Source organism: Prevotella sp. HMSC073D09 (assembly GCF_001814145.1).
GTDB classification, from domain to species: domain Bacteria; phylum Bacteroidota; class Bacteroidia; order Bacteroidales; family Bacteroidaceae; genus Prevotella; species Prevotella conceptionensis.
In genome coordinates this window covers 14,724-33,260 of sequence record NZ_KV815074.1, presented here as the reverse complement: position 1 = coordinate 33,260, position 18,537 = coordinate 14,724, and the positions used below count along the sequence as shown (strand labels likewise).

Annotated in this window: 15 protein-coding genes and 1 tRNA gene; 6 read left to right on the top strand and 10 right to left on the bottom strand. The window is 43.7% G+C overall.

Translation table 11 applies throughout. The annotated features are described in order from the left end of the window. From HMPREF2955_RS05015 to HMPREF2955_RS04995, 5 genes are all read right to left on the bottom strand, one after another. A partial coding sequence (locus HMPREF2955_RS05015; protein WP_070721543.1) for a nucleotide kinase domain-containing protein occupies positions 1–895 on the bottom strand: 895 nt, incomplete at its 3' end. Further along, positions 885–1,526, bottom strand: coding sequence for an Nmad2 family putative nucleotide modification protein (locus HMPREF2955_RS05010; RefSeq protein ID WP_019186843.1), 642 nt, complete (start codon positions 1,524–1,526; stop codon positions 885–887). The genes HMPREF2955_RS05015 and HMPREF2955_RS05010, both read right to left, overlap by 11 nt. Position 1,527: 1 nt before the next feature. Further along, the gene (locus tag HMPREF2955_RS05005; RefSeq protein ID WP_019186844.1) at positions 1,528–2,001 is read right to left on the bottom strand and encodes a TIR domain-containing protein; all 474 of its coding nucleotides are present in this window, start codon (positions 1,999–2,001) and stop codon (positions 1,528–1,530) included. A gap of 131 nt (positions 2,002–2,132) precedes the next feature. Next, on the bottom strand, positions 2,133–2,582 hold the full coding sequence (locus HMPREF2955_RS05000; RefSeq protein ID WP_019186845.1) for a hypothetical protein: 450 nt from the start codon (positions 2,580–2,582) through the stop codon (positions 2,133–2,135). A gap of 3 nt (positions 2,583–2,585) precedes the next feature. Beyond that, entirely contained in the window at positions 2,586–3,425 is an 840-nt protein-coding gene (locus HMPREF2955_RS04995; RefSeq protein WP_210401276.1) for a hypothetical protein, read from the bottom strand. 318 nt (positions 3,426–3,743) lie between these two features. On the opposite strand from HMPREF2955_RS04995, the gene htpG reads away from it, so the two are divergent. The 4 genes from htpG (at position 3,744) to HMPREF2955_RS04975 (ending at position 8,605) form a co-directional block, all read left to right on the top strand. Beyond that, entirely contained in the window at positions 3,744–5,798 is a 2,055-nt protein-coding gene (gene htpG, locus HMPREF2955_RS04990; RefSeq protein WP_070721539.1) for a molecular chaperone HtpG, read from the top strand. 153 nt (positions 5,799–5,951) lie between these two features. Beyond that, positions 5,952–6,025, top strand: a tRNA-Arg gene (locus HMPREF2955_RS04985). 230 nt (positions 6,026–6,255) lie between these two features. Next, complete coding sequence (locus tag HMPREF2955_RS04980; protein WP_009230287.1) at positions 6,256–6,540, top strand: HU family DNA-binding protein; 285 nt, start codon at positions 6,256–6,258, stop codon at positions 6,538–6,540. Between the two features lie 490 nt (positions 6,541–7,030). Further along, a complete protein-coding gene (locus HMPREF2955_RS04975; protein WP_070721537.1) occupies positions 7,031–8,605 on the top strand; it encodes an Rne/Rng family ribonuclease in 1,575 nt (524 codons plus the stop codon). A gap of 189 nt (positions 8,606–8,794) precedes the next feature. Here the strand turns inward: HMPREF2955_RS04975 and HMPREF2955_RS04970 are convergent, their stop codons facing one another. Beyond that, positions 8,795–11,140 (bottom strand): S8 family serine peptidase, encoded by a 2,346-nt coding sequence (locus HMPREF2955_RS04970; RefSeq protein ID WP_070721535.1) that lies wholly within the window; start codon positions 11,138–11,140, stop codon positions 8,795–8,797. Positions 11,141–11,162: 22 nt separating this feature from the next. Continuing rightward, complete coding sequence (locus tag HMPREF2955_RS04965) at positions 11,163–11,519, bottom strand: hypothetical protein (protein WP_139145487.1); 357 nt, start codon at positions 11,517–11,519, stop codon at positions 11,163–11,165. A gap of 1,676 nt (positions 11,520–13,195) precedes the next feature. Between HMPREF2955_RS04965 and HMPREF2955_RS04960 the strand changes: the two genes are divergently transcribed. Next, complete coding sequence (locus tag HMPREF2955_RS04960; RefSeq protein WP_070721548.1) at positions 13,196–14,452, top strand: hypothetical protein; 1,257 nt, start codon at positions 13,196–13,198, stop codon at positions 14,450–14,452. 300 nt (positions 14,453–14,752) lie between these two features. Next, positions 14,753–15,532, top strand: a complete 780-nt coding sequence (locus tag HMPREF2955_RS04955; protein ID WP_246830073.1) for a hypothetical protein — start codon at positions 14,753–14,755, stop codon at positions 15,530–15,532. A 269-nt stretch (positions 15,533–15,801) separates the two neighbouring features. Here HMPREF2955_RS04955 and pdxT read toward each other — a convergent pair whose 3' ends face one another. The 3 genes from pdxT to HMPREF2955_RS04940 are packed head-to-tail and all read right to left on the bottom strand — an operon-like array spanning position 15,802 to position 18,354. Next, entirely contained in the window at positions 15,802–16,365 is a 564-nt protein-coding gene (gene pdxT, locus HMPREF2955_RS04950) for a pyridoxal 5'-phosphate synthase glutaminase subunit PdxT (protein WP_070721531.1), read from the bottom strand. A gap of 4 nt (positions 16,366–16,369) precedes the next feature. Beyond that, a complete protein-coding gene (gene pdxS, locus HMPREF2955_RS04945) occupies positions 16,370–17,245 on the bottom strand; it encodes a pyridoxal 5'-phosphate synthase lyase subunit PdxS (RefSeq protein ID WP_009230280.1) in 876 nt (291 codons plus the stop codon). Continuing rightward, complete coding sequence (locus HMPREF2955_RS04940) at positions 17,242–18,354, bottom strand: hydroxymethylpyrimidine/phosphomethylpyrimidine kinase (RefSeq protein WP_070721529.1); 1,113 nt, start codon at positions 18,352–18,354, stop codon at positions 17,242–17,244. Before HMPREF2955_RS04940 ends, pdxS begins: the two co-directional genes overlap by 4 nt. Between the last annotated feature and the right edge of the window lie 183 nt (positions 18,355–18,537).

The window sequence follows — 18,537 nt, the reverse complement described above, 5'->3', positions numbered from 1 at the left end:
CTGTATATATCGGGTATCGCTGAATAGTTACTTTTGCTCTCAGATATTTATCTGTTTCACAAAAGCAATTTTGGAGATCTATCAACGTGGGCTCATGACCAGGTAGAGATTTGAACTCATTGTATCCATACATTTTCCTCAACTCATCAAGATGTTCTTGGATGTAGTATATTGCATCTTCGTAATTGGAACCATAGCTATAGAAACACTTCTTAATCCCTCTAATAGCTCCGATGCCAGCTTTCACAAACGAATTCTCACTAAAATTCAAATAGGGACAATAGTTAAAATCAATTGCATATTGGTAAGCAATAAAGCGACCTATAAATGAGCATTTATTTAGTATTTGGTACACCTCTTCTAGTGAAACTGCCTTGAGGATTGTATTGAACAATCCTACCTGTAGAAACTCTTTTTCGACCATAGTAAGCCACTTTTCATGTTTTGTTCGTAAGTAATCGTATTTCTTATGACTACCGGCCATCATATAAGCGTTACTAAAAATTGGTGTGTGTTTCTGTCGAGCGGAGAGGAGGGCGCTTATCTTGTGAGCATTAAATGACCCGATTGTTATTTCAGAGTCTAACCCGTCCTTAATATATTCCCAAGTTTCAATTTTGTTAAATATCTTAAATATGAGAATTCTTAAGAGGGTATCTTCTGGTGTATACCTCTCTATGTCTTTATAAATGACCTTTTCGATAAGGTATTGACTTACCCGATCACAAACTCGATAAACATTTGTAAACTTGTAAGTACCGAGAATGTTATCGTTTGTATATTCACCTTGGTTTTTGCTGCCACATTTCCTCCAAAATATTTCCATGCGTTCCTGCATGAAGTAAAAATAGTAGCAAAGTGTCTGATGGTTGGGTATTATCTCTTTAGTCTTCATATATATTCATCTTAGGAAAGGAAAATTCTTTCCAATTGCATGGATCTCCATGAATACCAATTTCATAGTTGGATTGAATCCAGCTGATGAAGTCATTTGTATATGCGGATTTATCAGATAAATCTTTGAACTTAATGCTCCTTCCTACATTATAGATCTCATTGAAACATTCTGGTATCAAAGGGGCTTTGTCGCCAAAATAGAAAAACGTCTTAGAAAGAAGAACATATTTTCCTGACACATCTCTATCATAATGATCTTTGTTTGTGGAACCATCACTTTGGCTATGGGCACAATTCTCTTGGATAACTTTACCTGTCTCTGGATCTGTATGATATACATTATCTCCATACATTTGAAGTAATGAACCGTGGATGTTTGGTTTCTTACACTGGAATCTATAATCAGTCCAGTAATCGTCAAAAGTGATTTTTTCTTCCAACTTCATGGCAAATACAAGGTGATTGAGATTACCCATTGATTTGCTGCCAAGGCCCAAAATCCAGTCGCCAATCTGTAAGTGTCTGTTATTTCGTAACTGACCCTTACATGCCGCTAAAGATAGAGTCCCATGAAATGGATTTGGAGCAAAACCATAATCATGTTCTATTTTATATCTAAAACAATTCATATTAATTACAATTTATACGGATAATATTATTGATGGGGCGTGCAGGAGAACCATCAGGAGCCTCTGGCGCAGTTATTTCACCCTTGATAATGCTGTCAAGTTTGTCAAGAGAATTCCATCCCAAAGGATTGCCTCCGTACATTTTATAAGCCTCAGGCAACTCTACATTATTTTGGCATCCGTGTTCATAGATACCAACGATAGTTTTCCCCTGACGTGCCGCGTTGCGAATTTCATAATTAACCCAAGGCCGCTCATGTGTGTGTTCTCCTATCATTAGAATGAAAGTTTTCGCCCACTTAATACAAGTACGGAGATAGCGTGCGATTGTGGCGTCGGTTACCTTATAAGGTCGATACTTCTTTTTTTCAACAGAGCTATTTCTTACATCACATCCTCGTTCCCGAAGCCTTTGCTTTAAGGAATCGAGATGTTTCTCATCTTCGCCATAATGACTAATGAATATATTATGCATAGTTGTTAATACAATTGATTATTATCACAAACTTATAAAAATCAGTTGTTAGAATATTGCTGCTAATAGTCTATGGTGGAAGAACGAAAACATTGTTTATTTGTGTTTGTTGTTTCCCTGCATCCTTTTTGCTATCGTATGCAATCAAAGGCTAGAACTACAATTGCAACAATTAGATAAAATGGGGTTGTTGAGACGGATGCCATTGCTTTAAATGTGCTGCAAATTTGGCTGTATCCGCCTTTTAGTTCTTCTACTTTATATAAACTCTCCATATAATCCGAATTAGTGTGAACTTTTTTCAGAAAGTTATTTTGAGATGAAATACACAATCGCTCTAATCCTAGATAGTAACAGTCTAGTAAATAAAATAATCCTATTGGGATAAGGCAAATCCAAGCATTAGGTGTTTTGGGATTTTTGTCAACAAAAAGGACCAAAACGGCGGCAACAATGGTAATTGTCAAGTTTTTACAGTTAGAGCTGTTGCCTGCCATTCTGTTGATAATTCCTTGAAGCATAGAAATATGATTCTGAACTGCTGAACTTTCTATGAACTCCGTCATTTTATTACTTTCCATTTCTTATGTTGTTAATTTGTATAGCGTATCTAGTGCTTTGAATTTATTGGGACATCGTGTAGGACAATGGTTATGTAAAGTGTTTCTGGAGTGGTAATTTTCCCACTTCTCCAAAGTTGTTGCATCGATGTCTATTAGGTGGTCTGTCGCCAAATCGTACTGAAGTTTTAAGTATGTTCTTCTGACAGAAGAATATTCCTGGGACTCCACAAGGCTTACGTTCCAGTATTTCACAAGTTCTTTCTTTCTGATAAGACGCGACATCGCAATTTCAAAATAAATCCAAGGGGATTCAGTGTGATTAATGGTTGCATTGGGTGTAATTGAGTTGGGGGTGTTCTGGAAAAACAAACACTCTGTGTTATCTATCATTTGAGTGAGGGCTACAGAGAAAATCACGTACACATGGCTCGTTGAGTAATTTCTTTTATTATAGTTATATGAATTTCTGTTAATGTTGTGACAATAGGTGTTGTCTATTCGTTTTAGGAGTTTGTTAGAGTAGCCCCATATACATGACTCTATGAATGCAGTTAACCCAAAAGTTATTTTCAACCATCCAGCAAGGGCAATAGCAAGCTTATTGTCTTTATGAGAGTGTGATATGAAGAAATCAGCCTCAATTTGCGGAAACCAGTTTGCTTGCATCTTACTTCCATCAATTGAACCGTTTGGTAAAAGAAAAGGACTTATTTTTTCTTCTACCATCGACCTTTGTCCTGAGAGGAATTCGTAACCTGTTTGATATAAGGTCTTAAAATTATCTGTAACAGAGTCGTCTGCTCCTAGTTCAAGGCTGAATTCTATATGCATTTTAGTCAATTTTGTTGCAAAGTTAGTCATTCTTAACGTAAAAGAAGAATTAAAGTGACAGGAATTTTTGCATTCTGTGTTGGAATGTGCAACTTTGTCATTATGCCGAAATAATGAGGTAGACCTCATTATTTGGGAGCTGTTGTTGGCTCCTTATTTTGTAGTATAGTTGCTTTAAGGATGATGGCTATGCATAATGAAATCATTTCCTGCATTCTATTGTTCCTTTCCTCCTTGTTGTTCTTTCTCTGCCATCCCCGTCTCTTCCTTCTATCTTGGCACAAAGTTTGCATATCATGCAAACGTATAACGATTATAACGAACTTAACACATTATTATATATATAACATGCAGAAAGGAAACATTGGGGTAACAACAGAGAACATCTTCCCCGTGATAAAAAAGTTTCTCTATTCAGACCACGAGATATTTCTTCGCGAGCTGGTTTCTAACGCCGTAGACGCTACCCAGAAGTTGAAGACGCTGGCAGAGCGTGGCGACTTTAAGGGCGAACAAGGCGACTTAACCGTGCGCGTGAGCCTGGATGCCGACAAAGGAACGCTAACCATCAGCGACCGAGGCGTGGGAATGACGGCCGACGAGATTGACAGATACATCAACCAAATCGCTTTTTCGGGCGTAACCGACTTCCTCGACAAGTACAAAGACAACGCTAACGCCATTATCGGGCACTTCGGTCTGGGTTTCTACTCGGCCTTTATGGTGAGCAAGAAGGTGGAAATAGTAACGCGCAGCTACCAAGAAGGGGCGCAAGCCGTGAAGTGGAGTTGCGATGGGTCGCCCGCTTACGAAATAGAAGAGGTGCAGAAAGACGACCGCGGCACCGACATCGTGCTGTATATCGACGACGATTGCAAAGAGTTTTTGGACAAAACGCGCATACAACAGCTGCTCAACAAGTATTGCAAGTTCTTGCCCATCGCCATCGCCTTCGGCAAAAAGACCGAATGGAAGGATGGAAAACAAGTGGATACGGAAGAAGACAACATCGTTAACGATGTGGAACCACTGTGGACAAAGACCCCCAGCACGCTAAAAGACGAAGACTACAAGGCGTTTTACCGCACGCTCTATCCCATGCAGGATGAGCCCTTGTTCTGGATTCACCTCAATGTAGACTATCCGTTCAACCTCACGGGCGTGCTTTACTTCCCCCGAATACACAGCAACATCGAGTTGCAGCGCAACAAAGTGATGCTGTATTGCAACCAAGTGTTCGTAACCGACCAAGTAGAAGGCATCGTTCCCGACTTCCTTACGCTCTTGCACGGCGTTATCGACTCGCCCGACATCCCCCTAAACGTGAGCCGTAGCTATCTGCAAAGCGATGGCGACGTGAAGAAAATATCGACCTACATCACCAAAAAGGTGGCAGACCGCCTGCAAAGTCTCTTTAAAGAAGACCGCAAGGGCTTTGAAGAGAAGTGGGACAGCCTGAAACTTTTCATCAACTATGGCATGCTTTCGCAAGAAGATTTCTACGAACGAGCCAAAGATTTCGCCCTGTTGAAGGATGTAGACGGCAAGTATTTCACCTACGACGAGTATCGAACGCTTATTAAGGACAACCAAACCGACAAAGACGGACAATTGGTTTGCCTGTACACCAACAACAAAGAAGAACAATACTCGTACGTCGAGGCCGCTCGTGCCAAGGGTTATAGCGTGTTGTTGCTCGAAGGCGAACTAGATGTCCCCGTGGCGTCGATGTTGGAACAGAAGTTGGAAAAGTGCCACTTCGTGCGCGTAGACAGCGACATTGTGGAGCGACTGATACAAAAAGACGACGCCCCGAAGAGCAATATAGACGAGGCCGACCGCGAAAACCTTTCGCAAGTGTTCCGCTCGCAGATGCCGCTCATCGACAAGGCTGAGTTCAATGCCGAGGTAGAGGCTATGGGCGAAACGGCACAACCCATATTGATCACCCAAAGCGAGTACATGCGCCGCATGAAGGATATGAGCCGTTTGCAGGCTGGTATGGCCTTCTATGCGCAAATGCCCGATGCTTATAGTGTGGTGCTAAACAGCGATCACGCCTTGATAAAACGCGTGTTGGAGGCTTGCAAGCAAGCTACGGCCGACACATTGCAGCCCGTTGAGGCCGAAATTAAAGGCTTGGAGGCTCGCTTGGCCGCACTGCGTCAGCAACAATCGGCTAAGAAACCCGAAGAGATTACCGAGGAAGAACGTGCCGAGGTGAGCAAAACCGAAAAGGACATTGCCGACCAACGTGCACGGAAACAAGCCACATTGGCCGACTTTGGTAAGGGCAACGACATCGTTCACCAGCTCATCGACCTAGCTTTGTTGCAAAACGGACTGCTGAAAGGCGCCGCTCTCGATGCCTTTTTAAAACGTTCGGTGGCATTGATAAAATAAGTTTTTGGTGTAGCGAAGGGGCTATAAACGCCCCTTCGCACCCCGAAATAAGGCGTAAAATCGCCCAAAACAATACTTTTTTGATAAAAAGTTAACGAAACATTTGGTGGAAAGAAAAAAACTCCATACCTTTGCACTCGCAATTCGGAACAAGGTTCCGTAGCTCAACTGAATAGAGCATCTGACTACGGATCAGAAGGTTGTGGGTTTGAATCCCGCCGGAATCACAAGAATTGAGGCTGACACACCATCGGTGTGTCGGCCTTTTTTGTGGCCATTGCTTACCCGTTGCTGTGTAAGCCGTTGAGAATAAGCAAGTTTTGAACCAAACAAAAACGCCCTTCCAATCGTAAAAAATGGTAAATATATTTTCTTATCACATAAAAAACTCGTATATTTGCACTCCGTATCCGAATAGGGAGAAATATGTGAAACCATAAAATAACAAAAACAAGAAATGACAAAGGCAGATATTATCAACGAGATTGCCATACAGACCGGTATTCAGAAGAAAGACGTCTCTGTAGTGGTTGAAAGCTTTATGGAGACCATTAAAGGCAGTTTGTTGGACAAGAAAGACAATGTTTACCTTCGTGGTTTCGGCAGCTTTATCATCAAGCACCGCGCTGCCAAAACGGCACGCAACATCGCCAAGAACACCACCATCACCATTGCCGCACACGACTTGCCGTGCTTTAAGCCCGCCAAGAGCTTTGTTGAAAGCATGCGTGGCGAACAATAAAAGGTTGCGACAATAACATATACATTATAAATAACAATTAAAAATTACAGCTATGCCAAGCGGAAAGAAAAGAAAAGGCCACAAGATGGCTACTCACAAGCGTAAAAAGAGACTGAGAAAGAATAGGCACAAGAGCAAGTAACCGCACTTGCAAAGAGCTTATTCGCCATTGAAGGGCATGTCCGTAAATCCGTGGAGGACGTCTGGGCCGCCCTTTTAGGCACGGTTCTTTTGGGCGAGTTCTATAAAATGGCCATTGGTGCACTTTTATAGAACGCGCCTATAAGTTTCTTAACAAGGGTGGTTGGCTTTCCTCGTGGGCTTTGCCATGCAGTGGCGGCCCTCATGCCTGCAAACACCATGCAAACAAAGCCCGGCAAATGCCGTACACCCCGAACCGCGCAGGTTGGTGCAGCGATGCACCATGCGCAAAAACTTATCGAACATGCCTAACAAACATTTAGGACGAAACTAAGGAGCTAATAAGAAGATGACTAGCGAAGTAGTAATTGACGTTCAACAGAAAGAAATCTCGATAGCCCTGCTAGAAGACAAAAAACTAGTGGAATATCAGAGCGAACCACGAGAGGTGTCGTTTTCTGTTGGCAATGTCTACATGGCAAAGGTAAAGAAACTGATGCCTGGGCTAAACGCCTGTTTCGTAGACGTAGGATTTGAACGCGACGCTTTTCTTCATTATCTCGACTTAGGAAGTCAATTCGACTCATACGCCAAGTACCTTAAACAGGTGCAGAGCGACAGGAAAAAGCTTTATCCCTTTGCAAAGGCATCAAGGCTACCCGACCTGAAAAAGGATGGTAGCGTGCAAACAACCCTCACTTCGGGGCAAGAGGTGCTAGTGCAAATCGTTAAAGAACCCATATCTACCAAAGGGCCGAGGTTAACGTGCGAATTGTCGTTCGCCGGTCGTTATCTCATTCTCATTCCCTTTAACGATAAGGTTTCTGTCTCTTCTAAAATCAAAAGCGGCGAAGAACGGGCGCGACTAAAACAGCTCATCCACAGCATTAAACCCAAAAACTGCGGCGTTATTGTGCGCACCGTGGCCGAAGGCAAACGGGTGGCAGAACTAGACGCCGAGCTTAAAACCCTTACCAAATACTGGGAAGAGGCCATCGAAAAGGTGCAGAAAACCCAAAAGAGGCCACAACTGGTGTTCGAGGAAACGAGTAGGGCTGTAGCATTGCTGCGCGACTTGTTCAACCCAACCTACGAGAATATCTACGTAAACGATGAAGACGTTTTCAAAGAAGTAAAGCACTATGTGTCTATGATTGCCCCAGACAAGGTAGACATCGTGAAACTCTACTCGGGCAAGGTGCCAATCTTTGATAACTTCAACATCACCAAGCAGATTAAGTCGAGCTTTGGGAAAGCCGTCAACTACAAACATGGCGCATATCTCATCATCGAGCATACCGAGGCACTGCATGTGGTGGACGTAAACAGCGGAAACCGCACGCGTTCGGAAAAGGGACAAGAGGCTAACGCACTGGAAGTGAACCTCGGTGCAGCCGACGAATTGGCCCGACAGCTGCGACTGCGAGACATGGGAGGTATCATCGTGGTGGACTTCATCGACATGAATCTCGCAGAAGACAGACAGATGCTCTACGAAAGGATGTGCAAGAACATGCAGAAAGACCGCGCACGCCACAACATCCTGCCATTAAGTAAGTTTGGACTGATGCAGATTACAAGGCAACGCGTGCGCCCAGCAATGGATGTAAGTGTAGACGAAACCTGCCCTACCTGCTTTGGAAAGGGAAAAATAAAGTCGAGCATCCTGTTTACAGACCAACTGGAAGGTAAGATAGACCGACTGGTTAACAAGATTGGCGTAAAGAAATTCTATTTGCACGTGCATCCATACGTTGCCGCTTTTATCAATCAGGGGCTCATATCCTTGAAAAGGCAGTGGCAATTGAAGTACGGATTTGGCTTGCACATCGTTTCTTCGCAGAAGTTGGCTTTTTTGCAATACGAGTTTTACGATGCAAAGAAGCAGTTTATCGACATGAAGGAAGAAATCGAGACGAAGTAGCGTTTCAAACGGCAGCGGCCATGAACGAAAGCCATTGACTTTCGACATTCCAACGCCACGAATTGAACTGACGAGAAAAGAAAAGTATACTATTAAAGAAGGGGGAAAGGCCTTGTGTGGCTTTTCTCCCTTTTTTAAGATTAAAAGTCAAGTGGATTAACCATGAATAAATAGGCTAATCATACACGTCTACATTTTCTTCATTAATTTTTGTGTATATACTTTCCCATTCTTTATTACGCGAACAAAGTACATGCCAGCGGGCAAGTTGGAAATAGGTATTTGGTAGACAGGAAGATCTGTCTGATAACTCTTAACGAGCATGCTTCCACTCCATAATTGTATCTCATATTTACTTATTGCCTTTCCCTTGATGCTTTGAACACGTGTCCCGAAACTTTGCTTTTCTTTTAGTTCGAGTAACACGTAATCGCTAGCGGGATTGGGTGAAACAGAGAACACAGGTGTGGCGGCGCAATAACCTCCATTATTGTCAAAGCGATACACTATGTCTGAGTAACCGCCACATGGATTTCTGAAACTTACGCCAACGTAAGAGTCGCTAGTGATGTAACCTTGGAACTGATAGAATGTACCGTCAGTAAAGTCTTCCCAAAGACCAGGGCCTAACGTCCATGTGAAATCCGTTGCGCCAGAGTATAATATGTCTCCGTCTAACTGAGCCACATAAGTATACATCGGTTCTGTTTCAGTTCCTTGATTATCAGAGATAGTATTTATGGACATCAATTTCCTGCCATCGCTTATTCCTGACTTCCATATAATGATATCATCTTTTTTCAGCGTTCTGTTAAACGGTGGACCGACCGTAGCCGTGACACTCGCTCCTGTTATGATAGAAGGGTTATTTAAAGCACCAACCTCTACTGTGCTGTGTGTTTGGGATGTAATACCTATCCCCTTAGAAACACTCCATGTAACAGGCACATTGTCTGGAAGTTTACCGATGCTGTAGACCACATCATTTTTGTCGATGTTGCGTGGCCCATAAATTTGCAAGGCCACTTCTTGTACTGCTGCGCCAGCATTGACAAGACCATAACCGAAAGTGTTGTCAAACCCTTTTGGACCAAGATCACGTGCCGTTTTCTGAAGAACATGTGCAACTTCTGTCCAGCTAAGGTCAGGCTTTACCGATAGAATTAATGCTGCAACGCCTGCAACTTGCGGGCAAGCAGCGGAGGTTCCATTAAAGTCGTTGATGTAATTTCCCAGTGACTCACCACGTGAACCCATGATGTCTGTGGTAACAATGTCTCCAGGTATTCCTCCACTGGGTGCAACAAAATCCATCGATCTTCCACGTTGACTGTAGTCTTGTATGTTTCCGTTCTTATCAATTGCACCGACGGTAATGATTCCATCAAGGTTTCCGGGGTAGGATACGTCTTGGATACGAGGGTGGCTATTCCCAGATGCAAAGACAATTGGGCATCCAAGGCCATTGCGACCATAAGTGCGAGCACTGTCTAGAGCGGCTGTAATATCATTGGATGGAACTCCACCACCCCATGAACAACTAAGAATATCAGCTCTTTTCCATGCCCAATTTATAGCTTCGGCTATTTCAAGTGTGGAACCGAAGCCCGAGGTGATTCCTATAAACGGAATGAAAACAGCAGCATCGGGAGATATGTTAATAGGGAGTATCTTTATATTGCTCGCTACACCTCTTATCCCTAGGTTGTTGTTTGATGCTGCAATAATTCCTGCACAAGCAGTTCCATGCGATTTATTATTCAATGAATTTTCATTTTGTGGTTCTCCCAAGCCATTCTTATTCCTGATTGTATATCCTGGCAAAACTCTTCCACCAAAATCTTCATGGCTACGATCTACTCCGTTGTCTATGACTGCTACGGTAATGTCTGGGCTTCCATTAGTGAATTGCCATGCTGGCTCTACGTTGATATCAACACCTTTGGTTCCTCCATTTTGCCCAGTGTTTTTAAGATAGTATTGTTGCGGATAAAGGGGATTGTTGCATTTGTAGCCTAGAAGCATTTCTGGTTCGCACCATTTGATATCTCTACTTTCGCTTAATGATCTAATAATGTTTAAAACATTTTCAGAACGTTGAACGTTGCATTTCAATACAACCTTTCTTCCATTTGTTTCTTCTACAGTTACATTTCTGAATCTTCTTAGGATAGGGGTAATTGCCCTTCCCTCGTTTAGAACTAAAACAATCCTAGGTAGAACGATAACTGGCTCACTTCCCTCACTTTTGTAAATGTTTGAGATATAGTCTTGGTCTGTTTCTATTTTACCTTTTGCCCTTACAATATATTGATTCGGAGCCATTTTAAATGAATATTTTAGGACATTTCGTCCCAATTGTCTAGTCATTCTATTTGTGAATGTACTATTGGTTTCTGTATTCTTTGTCTTGATAAAGAACACTTCGTCTTGGGGTGTTAATTTTATTAATTTATCCCCATATCGATAACCTTGCTGTGCGTATATAGTTGCCCATCCCAGCAATAAGGTTAATGTAATAAATATTCGTTTCATAATTGTGGTCTTTTAGTCGTTGCTAGTTCTCGTAAAACTTTATCATCCCCACATATTGTGGCCAAAGGTGGTCAGCTGTTTCTGGGCCAACCCATTCTTGAAACATCGGCACACGGAAATGAACAATGTCGCCTTCGTGCATCTTTTCGCCGAAATCTCTATCATAAAAGCCGATAGAGCTTCCCACAGGTACACCTTTCTTGGAGGTTGACCGCGTAATTAGAATGATGTTATAATGCTCACGGTTGTTGCTCTTGATGAGCGACAATACTTTCCCCTCATACTTTATATTATCAAAATTCACTTCGGTATTGCACGATGTACCCAAAGCTAAGGGGAATAAGAGAAACATGAGCCATAAAAGTATTTTATGTTTCATCTTGTTTTGAATTAATTGTTTGTTACGTAATAAGGATTAATAAACGTTGCCGACAAACAATGGCTTGCCGGTGTTAATAGGTGAAGGGTGGCGTATCGGTATTCATAGGCGTTGTATTGTTAGTTGACAAGTTTACGAGTAAACAAGTTGACAAGGCCAGCTGTTAGTTGACGAGCTTACGAATAAGCAAGTTTACAAGGTGGCTTGTATGGCTCTGCATTAACTCGCGACTAAACGAAAACGTGCGAACGAAACTCGCGTTTATGCCGTAAAGTTAGATAAAAAAGTTCTAATTTGCAATATTTTGTTGCCGAAAAATTGAATTTGAGATTAAATTCACTGATAGAAGCTGTTTTGACTTTTGTTATATCTATAAATTGAGAGAGGGGTATTGTCTTTGCGCTGTAAGGCCGAGACAAACCACTCTGCTCGCGGCGAAGAACCTTATCCAGGCTCTGTATTTTTGAAAATCTGGCTTTTTTGTCTGTGGCAAAATGTGGTTGTGCCTTGAAAATGGAATGAACGCATTAACTTGTCAACTTGAAAACTCACGAACCGACACACTCGTCAATTCGTAAACTTGTCAAATTTTACGTGTGATTTTTAACATTATGAGTGCCTGTTTTTCTCACCAGTTGTTTGTTCGATCGCAAAAAATCGATTCTCGCGGAGGTTGATTTTGATGCAAAATGGGGGTTGTTGTAAATGCAATCATAATGAATATTTATTTAATAGCACCGCCATCTACACCAAATTTTGGGCTATTAGCAGCAAAATGTAGTGCATTTTGGTGCAAAACGCAGTGCAATTTGCCGCTAAACGCAGTGCGTTTTGGTGCTAAACGCCGTGCGTTTTGATGCTAAATGCAAGGCAAAATGGTGCTAAATGCAGTACTAAATGCAGAAGAATGCGAGACGAAAAGCATGAATATACACTGCAATGGTATAAATAAAATCATTAAGAGCCATTAAAAACATGGCTGAAAAGGGCAAAATGTCTACCGAAAAGTGCGTTTTTAGGGGTAAAATGTGTGCATTTGGGCTTGGGAGAAATCGGACTTCCAACCAAACTAGAAAGGTAAAATGGTGCAAAATGCAGGTTTTACTCTTAAAAATAGACAGAGTGAGGGACATGAAAGGTTGAAAATGGTAGACATTTACCTACTTTTTAGCCAGTATTTTCGCTAGAACGGCGTGAAAATTAGAAGTGTATTGTAAAATAAAAATAAAGAAATTAAGATTTTGAGTTAATGAGTTTATTAGTTTTTGGGTTTATAAGTTTTTGGGTTAATGAGTTGGTAAGGTTTTGAGTTAATGAGTTTACAATGTTTTTGAGTTTATAAGTTTTTGAGTTAATAATGTTTTGAGTTAATGGGGTCAAAAGCTTTTGAGTTGTGTAAGGCAATTTTTAAAGTAGGCCTTAATTTATATGTGTGTAAGGTAATGAGTTGTTGAAACTGACGTAAAGTGGAGCATAACGAGCTGCTTAAAGGTTAAATGGGCAATGAGGTTTTCTTTTTCCTTTCCATTTTGTTGCAGTTGTGAAATATATTTACTAGCTTTGTTGCAGCATAACAGCCAACGCAGGAAAGCCCTTCGCCCCTTTATGTTAGCATACCAGTGCAAGAAAGCTAATTGCAAATAGCGGAACAAACATCTAGATAAAACGGTTTGGACATGAAAAAGACCATACTTGTCGCCATATTGGGTGTTCTACTCATAACAAGCAGCCAGAAACATCCCGCCAAAAACACAAGCGTGAATAAACAAAAGATGGCATTAGCCCTCAATGTACAATACCATTTGGGCATATCTCCCGATTTGGTGTTGCCCTTCGATTCGGCTGGAATGGACTCGTTGCTTAGCGACTACAAAGAGCTTTTTGATGTAAGGCCATGCGACTCGGCAGATGAAGAGGAGGAAGAGGAAGAAGACGAGATATGTGTTGACGAAAGACTGGTGGATGTCTACATACCATACGCCTTTAACGACTTGGTGAAACACGGCTTTAAGCCCATATCTAACGAACAATTTGAACAGCGATTGGCACAATTGGGAATAGACTCGGTACAAAGAAAAAACCTGCCCTACGTTTTCGACCACCAGCATTACTTTACTGTTCCTAGCTGCGTGCGGGGGTGGTCGGACAGGACGGAAAGCGAGAGGAAGTCTCTAAACGATGAAAACTACGTTAAGTTTAGTTGCATGAACGATTTCTTCATTAAGGGATACAACTTTATTTCGTCTCCTCCGATGGACATAGAGAGTGTACGGCAAATACACGGGAAGATGTGTTTTAGGTTAAGTAACGACATCATACATATTAATCGTTTCTTGTTTAACAACGACAAGGAAAGTTTCCTGTGGTTGTGTAAGTATGCCCCGTTATGGCTGAAAGACCTCTTCGTAACATACGGATACGACAAGAATGAACTGATTAACAGGCAGATGTTAAAGCGAATGATGCAGGAGTTAAAGAGCGACATGTGGGACTCGGGCTTACGAGAAACAAGATTGGGATTTATGTATAACACCTTTGCGCGCAAAATCTATACGCAAGAACCATACGTAGCCATACGCGAAGGGTTGTTTAAGACGCTTTTGCAACTTCCTACGAGCGATAAAAACAGCCTATGGATGGATGTACTCGACTTTTATGGCGAAACCTTGCTGAAAAAAGACCTCTCGAATTGTGCCTATTGGTTTTCGCAGTTCACAAAAAACGAACGCTATATGATTGCGGCGTACACTGCATACTACCTTATTAAGCTTAGGGAGAAGTACAACCGCAAAGGTGCTCCCTTTTATGATGGTGCGCTGCGCAACGACAACCGTTTCAGGCAATATTTAGAAAAGCAGCATTACTTCAACCTGTCAGGCTTTGATAAGATGAGTGAGAACATTCTCAACAGCAACAAAGCTGTTGGGCAATAACGCTGTTCGTGGCCATCAGCGTGCGCCTTTCATTCATAGATAGGTTCTGTTTAAATGGATGGCACGGATGGGATAAAAGCGGAAAGAGCGGGGTGGAGTGGGGGAATGTAAGGCCTGTTTTACCCCATGTTGCCCTGAAACAATGCTGCCTATGATGTGCAGTTGGCTTTTAGTAGCGGATAAAGTAAAACAACGTTTTCGTTAAGCCAAATGAACAATGTCGAGCTTGCTCGAACATTGTCATGGCGAGAAAACGCACTTTTCGAGGAACGAAAAAAGAACATAAAGAACGAACGTGCAATGAAAATACTTGTTATTCTAGCCCTTACGCTGTTTGCCTGCACACGTGGGAGTGCGCAGGCGGATAGTACTTATCACCAAGAGAGAATGGATTTGGTGCAATACCTTGACGTTAGGGACTTTGAGGTGAGCCAAAATTGTTTGGGTGATTATGAGTTTCAGGCCGGCGATAGGTCGGTAAGGCAATATAAGTGGCGAGATTCTGATGGGAAATTTGTTGGTTATATTGAGACGAGTAACGAACTTCGCACGCCGTATAGCTACTATTACAATTACGACACAAAAGGAAGATTGCGCTACTTGTCCGTGTCTTTCGATGGGTTTAGTATAGGTAACTCGTATCGCTACGACTCGTTAGGGCGTATAACGGAAATAATAGATCACAGCAAACCTTATAAGTTTAAGCTGAACGACCTCATTGAGAAGATGAGTGGCGAGTATGGATGCGACCTGCTGAATAAGAAAAGGCTTGTTTGGGTGCATCGCTCTGAGGGCGAGAGAGACCTAAAAAAGCCGTGGTACTCGGTGTTTTACCTAGAACATGTACGTTCGCACCATGGTGACAAATACCTGATAGACGGCACAACAGGCGAGACATTGTATGTGCTAAAACATGAGGAGTGGAATGAATGTGGGAGTGGTGATATGAGGGATTTCCAAGCTATGGCGAAAGGATTGCCCACAACAATAGAAGGGAAGTATCTCTACGAACTGAATAAGAAAAAGCAAGCCCAAAAGAAAAAAGGCGCAAAGAAAAAGAGAAAAAACACCAGACACTAGCTGCCGAATTGGGGCGACTATGGAAAATCTGTTGGTAAATGGTGCGCGCATGCGCTGGCTTGGACGGTGATGGGATGTGTGCAAAAAGCTTTGCATCCAAGCATTTAGAGCATGCGTTAAAGTATAAAGTAAATCGGCCATTAGCTTTTCTGCTTACCCTTATTGGCAAGTAGAGGTGCTAATGGCCGATTGAAGTTGGCTTTAACTACCGAAGTAGCAAGGCTATGCGTTCTCCGCTCTACATTGAAAAGAGAGATTGGCCTAACTGTTTACACCATGTCCACAAACAGGCGGTGTATGGAAAGGTCGTCGTTCAGTTCGGGATGGAAGGCAGTTACCAGCTGTTTGCCTTGTCTGGCTGCAACGATGTGTCCGTCAACCTCGGCCAACACCTCCACATCCTTGCCCACATTGGTGATGTAGGGCGCACGGATAAAGGTCATTGGCACGGCATGGTCGATGCCTTTCACGTTGCTTTCTACAAAGAAACTGCCCAACTGACGGCCGTATGCGTTGCGGCAAACGGTGGTGTCCATCGTTGATATGCGTTGCAAAACGTCGCCCACAACGTGCTTGGCCAATAAGATAAGGCCTGCGCAAGTGCCAAAAACGGGCAGTCCGTCTTCTATGGCTTGCCTTATGGGGGCGAGTAAGTTCAGTTCGCTTAACAGTTTAAGCATCGTGGTGCTTTCTCCGCCAGGTATGATAAGCGCGTCTTTGGGTTGTTCCCAATCGGCGGCTTGCCTCACTTCGAAACTCTCCACGCCGAGTTGCGCAAGCATCTTGCTATGCTCGATGAATGCGCCTTGCAGTGCAAGAATGGCAATTCGCATCTTCTTATTGCCCTCTCTCTGCCATCAGCAGTGCTATCTCTTGCTCGTTGATGCCTACCATAGCCTCGCCCAAATCTTCTGATAGTTCGGCTAGCATCTTGGCATCGTTGAAGTTTGTTACGGCTTTCACGATGGCGGCAGCACGTTTGGCTGGGTCGCCCGACTTGAATATGCCCGAACCAACGAACACGCCCTCGGCTCCTAGCTGCATCATCAGGGCGGCATCGGCAGGCGTAGCCACGCCACCGGCGGCAAAGTTAACAACAGGAAGCTTGCCGTTTTCGTGTACGTAACGCACTAGTTCGTAAGGAGCTTGCATGGCTTTGGCGGCCTCGTACAGTTCGTCTTCGCTCATCGAGGTTAGTCTGCGTATCTCGCTTTGCATCATACGCAAGTGGCGTACGGCCTGAATAACGTCGCCCGTTCCGGGTTCGCCCTTTGTACGAATCATCGTTGCACCCTCGGCAATGCGGCGAAGGGCCTCGTTAAGGTTCTTTGCTCCACAAACGAAAGGAACATCAAATTTGTTTTTGTCGATATGGTAGACGTCGTCGGCAGGCGAAAGTACCTCGCTCTCGTCGATGTAGTCTATCTCAATGGCTTGCAGAATTTGTGCCTCGGCAAAGTGTCCGATGCGGCATTTGGCCATTACGGGGATAGAAACAGCCTCTTGGATGCCCTTAATCATCTTGGGGTCGCTCATACGCGAAACGCCGCCAGCTGCGCGAATGTCGGCAGGGATGCGTTCCAATGCCATAACGGCGCATGCGCCCGCAGCCTCTGCAATGCGTGCTTGCTCGGGGGTTGTAACGTCCATGATAACACCGCCTTTAAGCATTTGTGCCAAGTTGCGGTTCAGTTCTTGTCTGTTCTCTTTCATTTTTGTTGTTTGTTTAAAAGTATTTCTTTTCTGAACTCGCTAGGAGCGAGCCCGTTAATGTTCTTAAAGAATTTGGCCAGATGGGCTTGCGAACGAAACCCATAGGCGTAGGCAATTTCTTGAATGGTTTTCGGGGTGAAGGCCAACTGCTGCTCTATCTCGTGCGTGAGATATTCGTCGATGATGGCCTTGGGCGCTTTCCCCGTTATGCGGCGCGTAACCTGAGCTAGGTATCGTGCGCTAACGTTCAGCTTGTCGGCATAGAACTTCACGTCGCTGTTGGTGCGATGATGTTGGGTTATCTCGTGGGTGAACTCGTTAAACAATTCTCCACTGCGGCCGATGATGCCCGTATGTTGGGGTTGCAGCTGTGCAATGTAGTTGCGCGCGTTTACTACGGCCTCGAAAATGGCATTGCCGCCGTTTACGAATGTGGCGATGGCGGCCGACAGGCTGCCGCTAAGTCCGTGGCGAGTATTTCCTTCGCCTTCGCCGAACAACGAGGGTAAGAAGGTGGGTTCGCCGTCTTTCGCCGTTGCAAACACGTCGGTAAGACTTTGCGGCGGCATGTGGCTGCCCTGCAACAGCACCGACTGGCAGCCCTCGGCAAGCAGACTTTTCACAGCTTGGTTTAGGTCGGCAGCGGTGTTAATCGCAGTTTGTGTGAGCCGTTCGGCATCGGCGCGTTTCATCAACACCAACGAACAGAGGGGCAATAGGCTGCGTCGAACCTCGTGGACAACCTCTTGCGCCATGAGCATCTCGTTTTGCGACGACACGATAACGGGGTCGTAGATAACGTGTCGGGGCTTGTGTTGCCTTAGCAGTTGGGCTATTTGTGCCACAGTGTCGGCCCTTCTTATCATGCCCACTTTCACAACGGCGGGTTGCATGTCGTTGACAATGGCCTCAATTTGCCCTTTAACGGTTTCGGCAGGCAGGTCGTAGAACTCTTGAATGCCCAACGTGTTTTGGGCGGTTATGGATGTGATGGCCGAAAGGACACGCCCTCCAAGGGCAGAAATCGTTTTGATGTCTGCCTGTATGCCAGCCCCGCCAGTGCCGTCGGAGCCGTTGATGGTGAGTATCGGTGTGACCTGCTGTTCCAATGTTTGGGTTGCCGTCCGTTCCTTTCTGCGTTTATTGTCTGTTGTTCTCGGTTTGCAAAGTAAACAAAAAAATGGGAACTACCGAAATATAGTTCCCTTTTTTATAACAATTGTGTCGAAATGTATAAGCACAAGCGGATGTAGAAGTAGTGAAAAGGTGAAAAGGTGAAAGAGTGAAAAGGT

Bases quoted from the DNA above. Each gene is read 5' to 3' on its own strand.
- HMPREF2955_RS05010 (WP_019186843.1), bottom strand. From the start codon at position 1,526: ATGAATTGTTTTAGATATAAAATAGAACATGATTATGGTTTTGCTCCA.
- HMPREF2955_RS05005 (WP_019186844.1), bottom strand. From the start codon at position 2,001: ATGCATAATATATTCATTAGTCATTATGGCGAAGATGAGAAACATCTC.
- HMPREF2955_RS05000 (WP_019186845.1), bottom strand. From the start codon at position 2,582: ATGGAAAGTAATAAAATGACGGAGTTCATAGAAAGTTCAGCAGTTCAG.
- HMPREF2955_RS04995 (WP_210401276.1), bottom strand. From the start codon at position 3,425: ATGACTAACTTTGCAACAAAATTGACTAAAATGCATATAGAATTCAGC.
- htpG (WP_070721539.1), top strand. From the start codon at position 3,744: ATGCAGAAAGGAAACATTGGGGTAACAACAGAGAACATCTTCCCCGTG.
- HMPREF2955_RS04980 (WP_009230287.1), top strand. From the start codon at position 6,256: ATGACAAAGGCAGATATTATCAACGAGATTGCCATACAGACCGGTATT.
- HMPREF2955_RS04975 (WP_070721537.1), top strand. From the start codon at position 7,031: ATGACTAGCGAAGTAGTAATTGACGTTCAACAGAAAGAAATCTCGATA.
- HMPREF2955_RS04970 (WP_070721535.1), bottom strand. From the start codon at position 11,140: ATGAAACGAATATTTATTACATTAACCTTATTGCTGGGATGGGCAACT.
- HMPREF2955_RS04965 (WP_139145487.1), bottom strand. From the start codon at position 11,519: ATGAAACATAAAATACTTTTATGGCTCATGTTTCTCTTATTCCCCTTA.
- HMPREF2955_RS04960 (WP_070721548.1), top strand. From the start codon at position 13,196: ATGAAAAAGACCATACTTGTCGCCATATTGGGTGTTCTACTCATAACA.
- HMPREF2955_RS04955 (WP_246830073.1), top strand. From the start codon at position 14,753: ATGAAAATACTTGTTATTCTAGCCCTTACGCTGTTTGCCTGCACACGT.
- pdxT (WP_070721531.1), bottom strand. From the start codon at position 16,365: ATGCGAATTGCCATTCTTGCACTGCAAGGCGCATTCATCGAGCATAGC.
- pdxS (WP_009230280.1), bottom strand. From the start codon at position 17,245: ATGAAAGAGAACAGACAAGAACTGAACCGCAACTTGGCACAAATGCTT.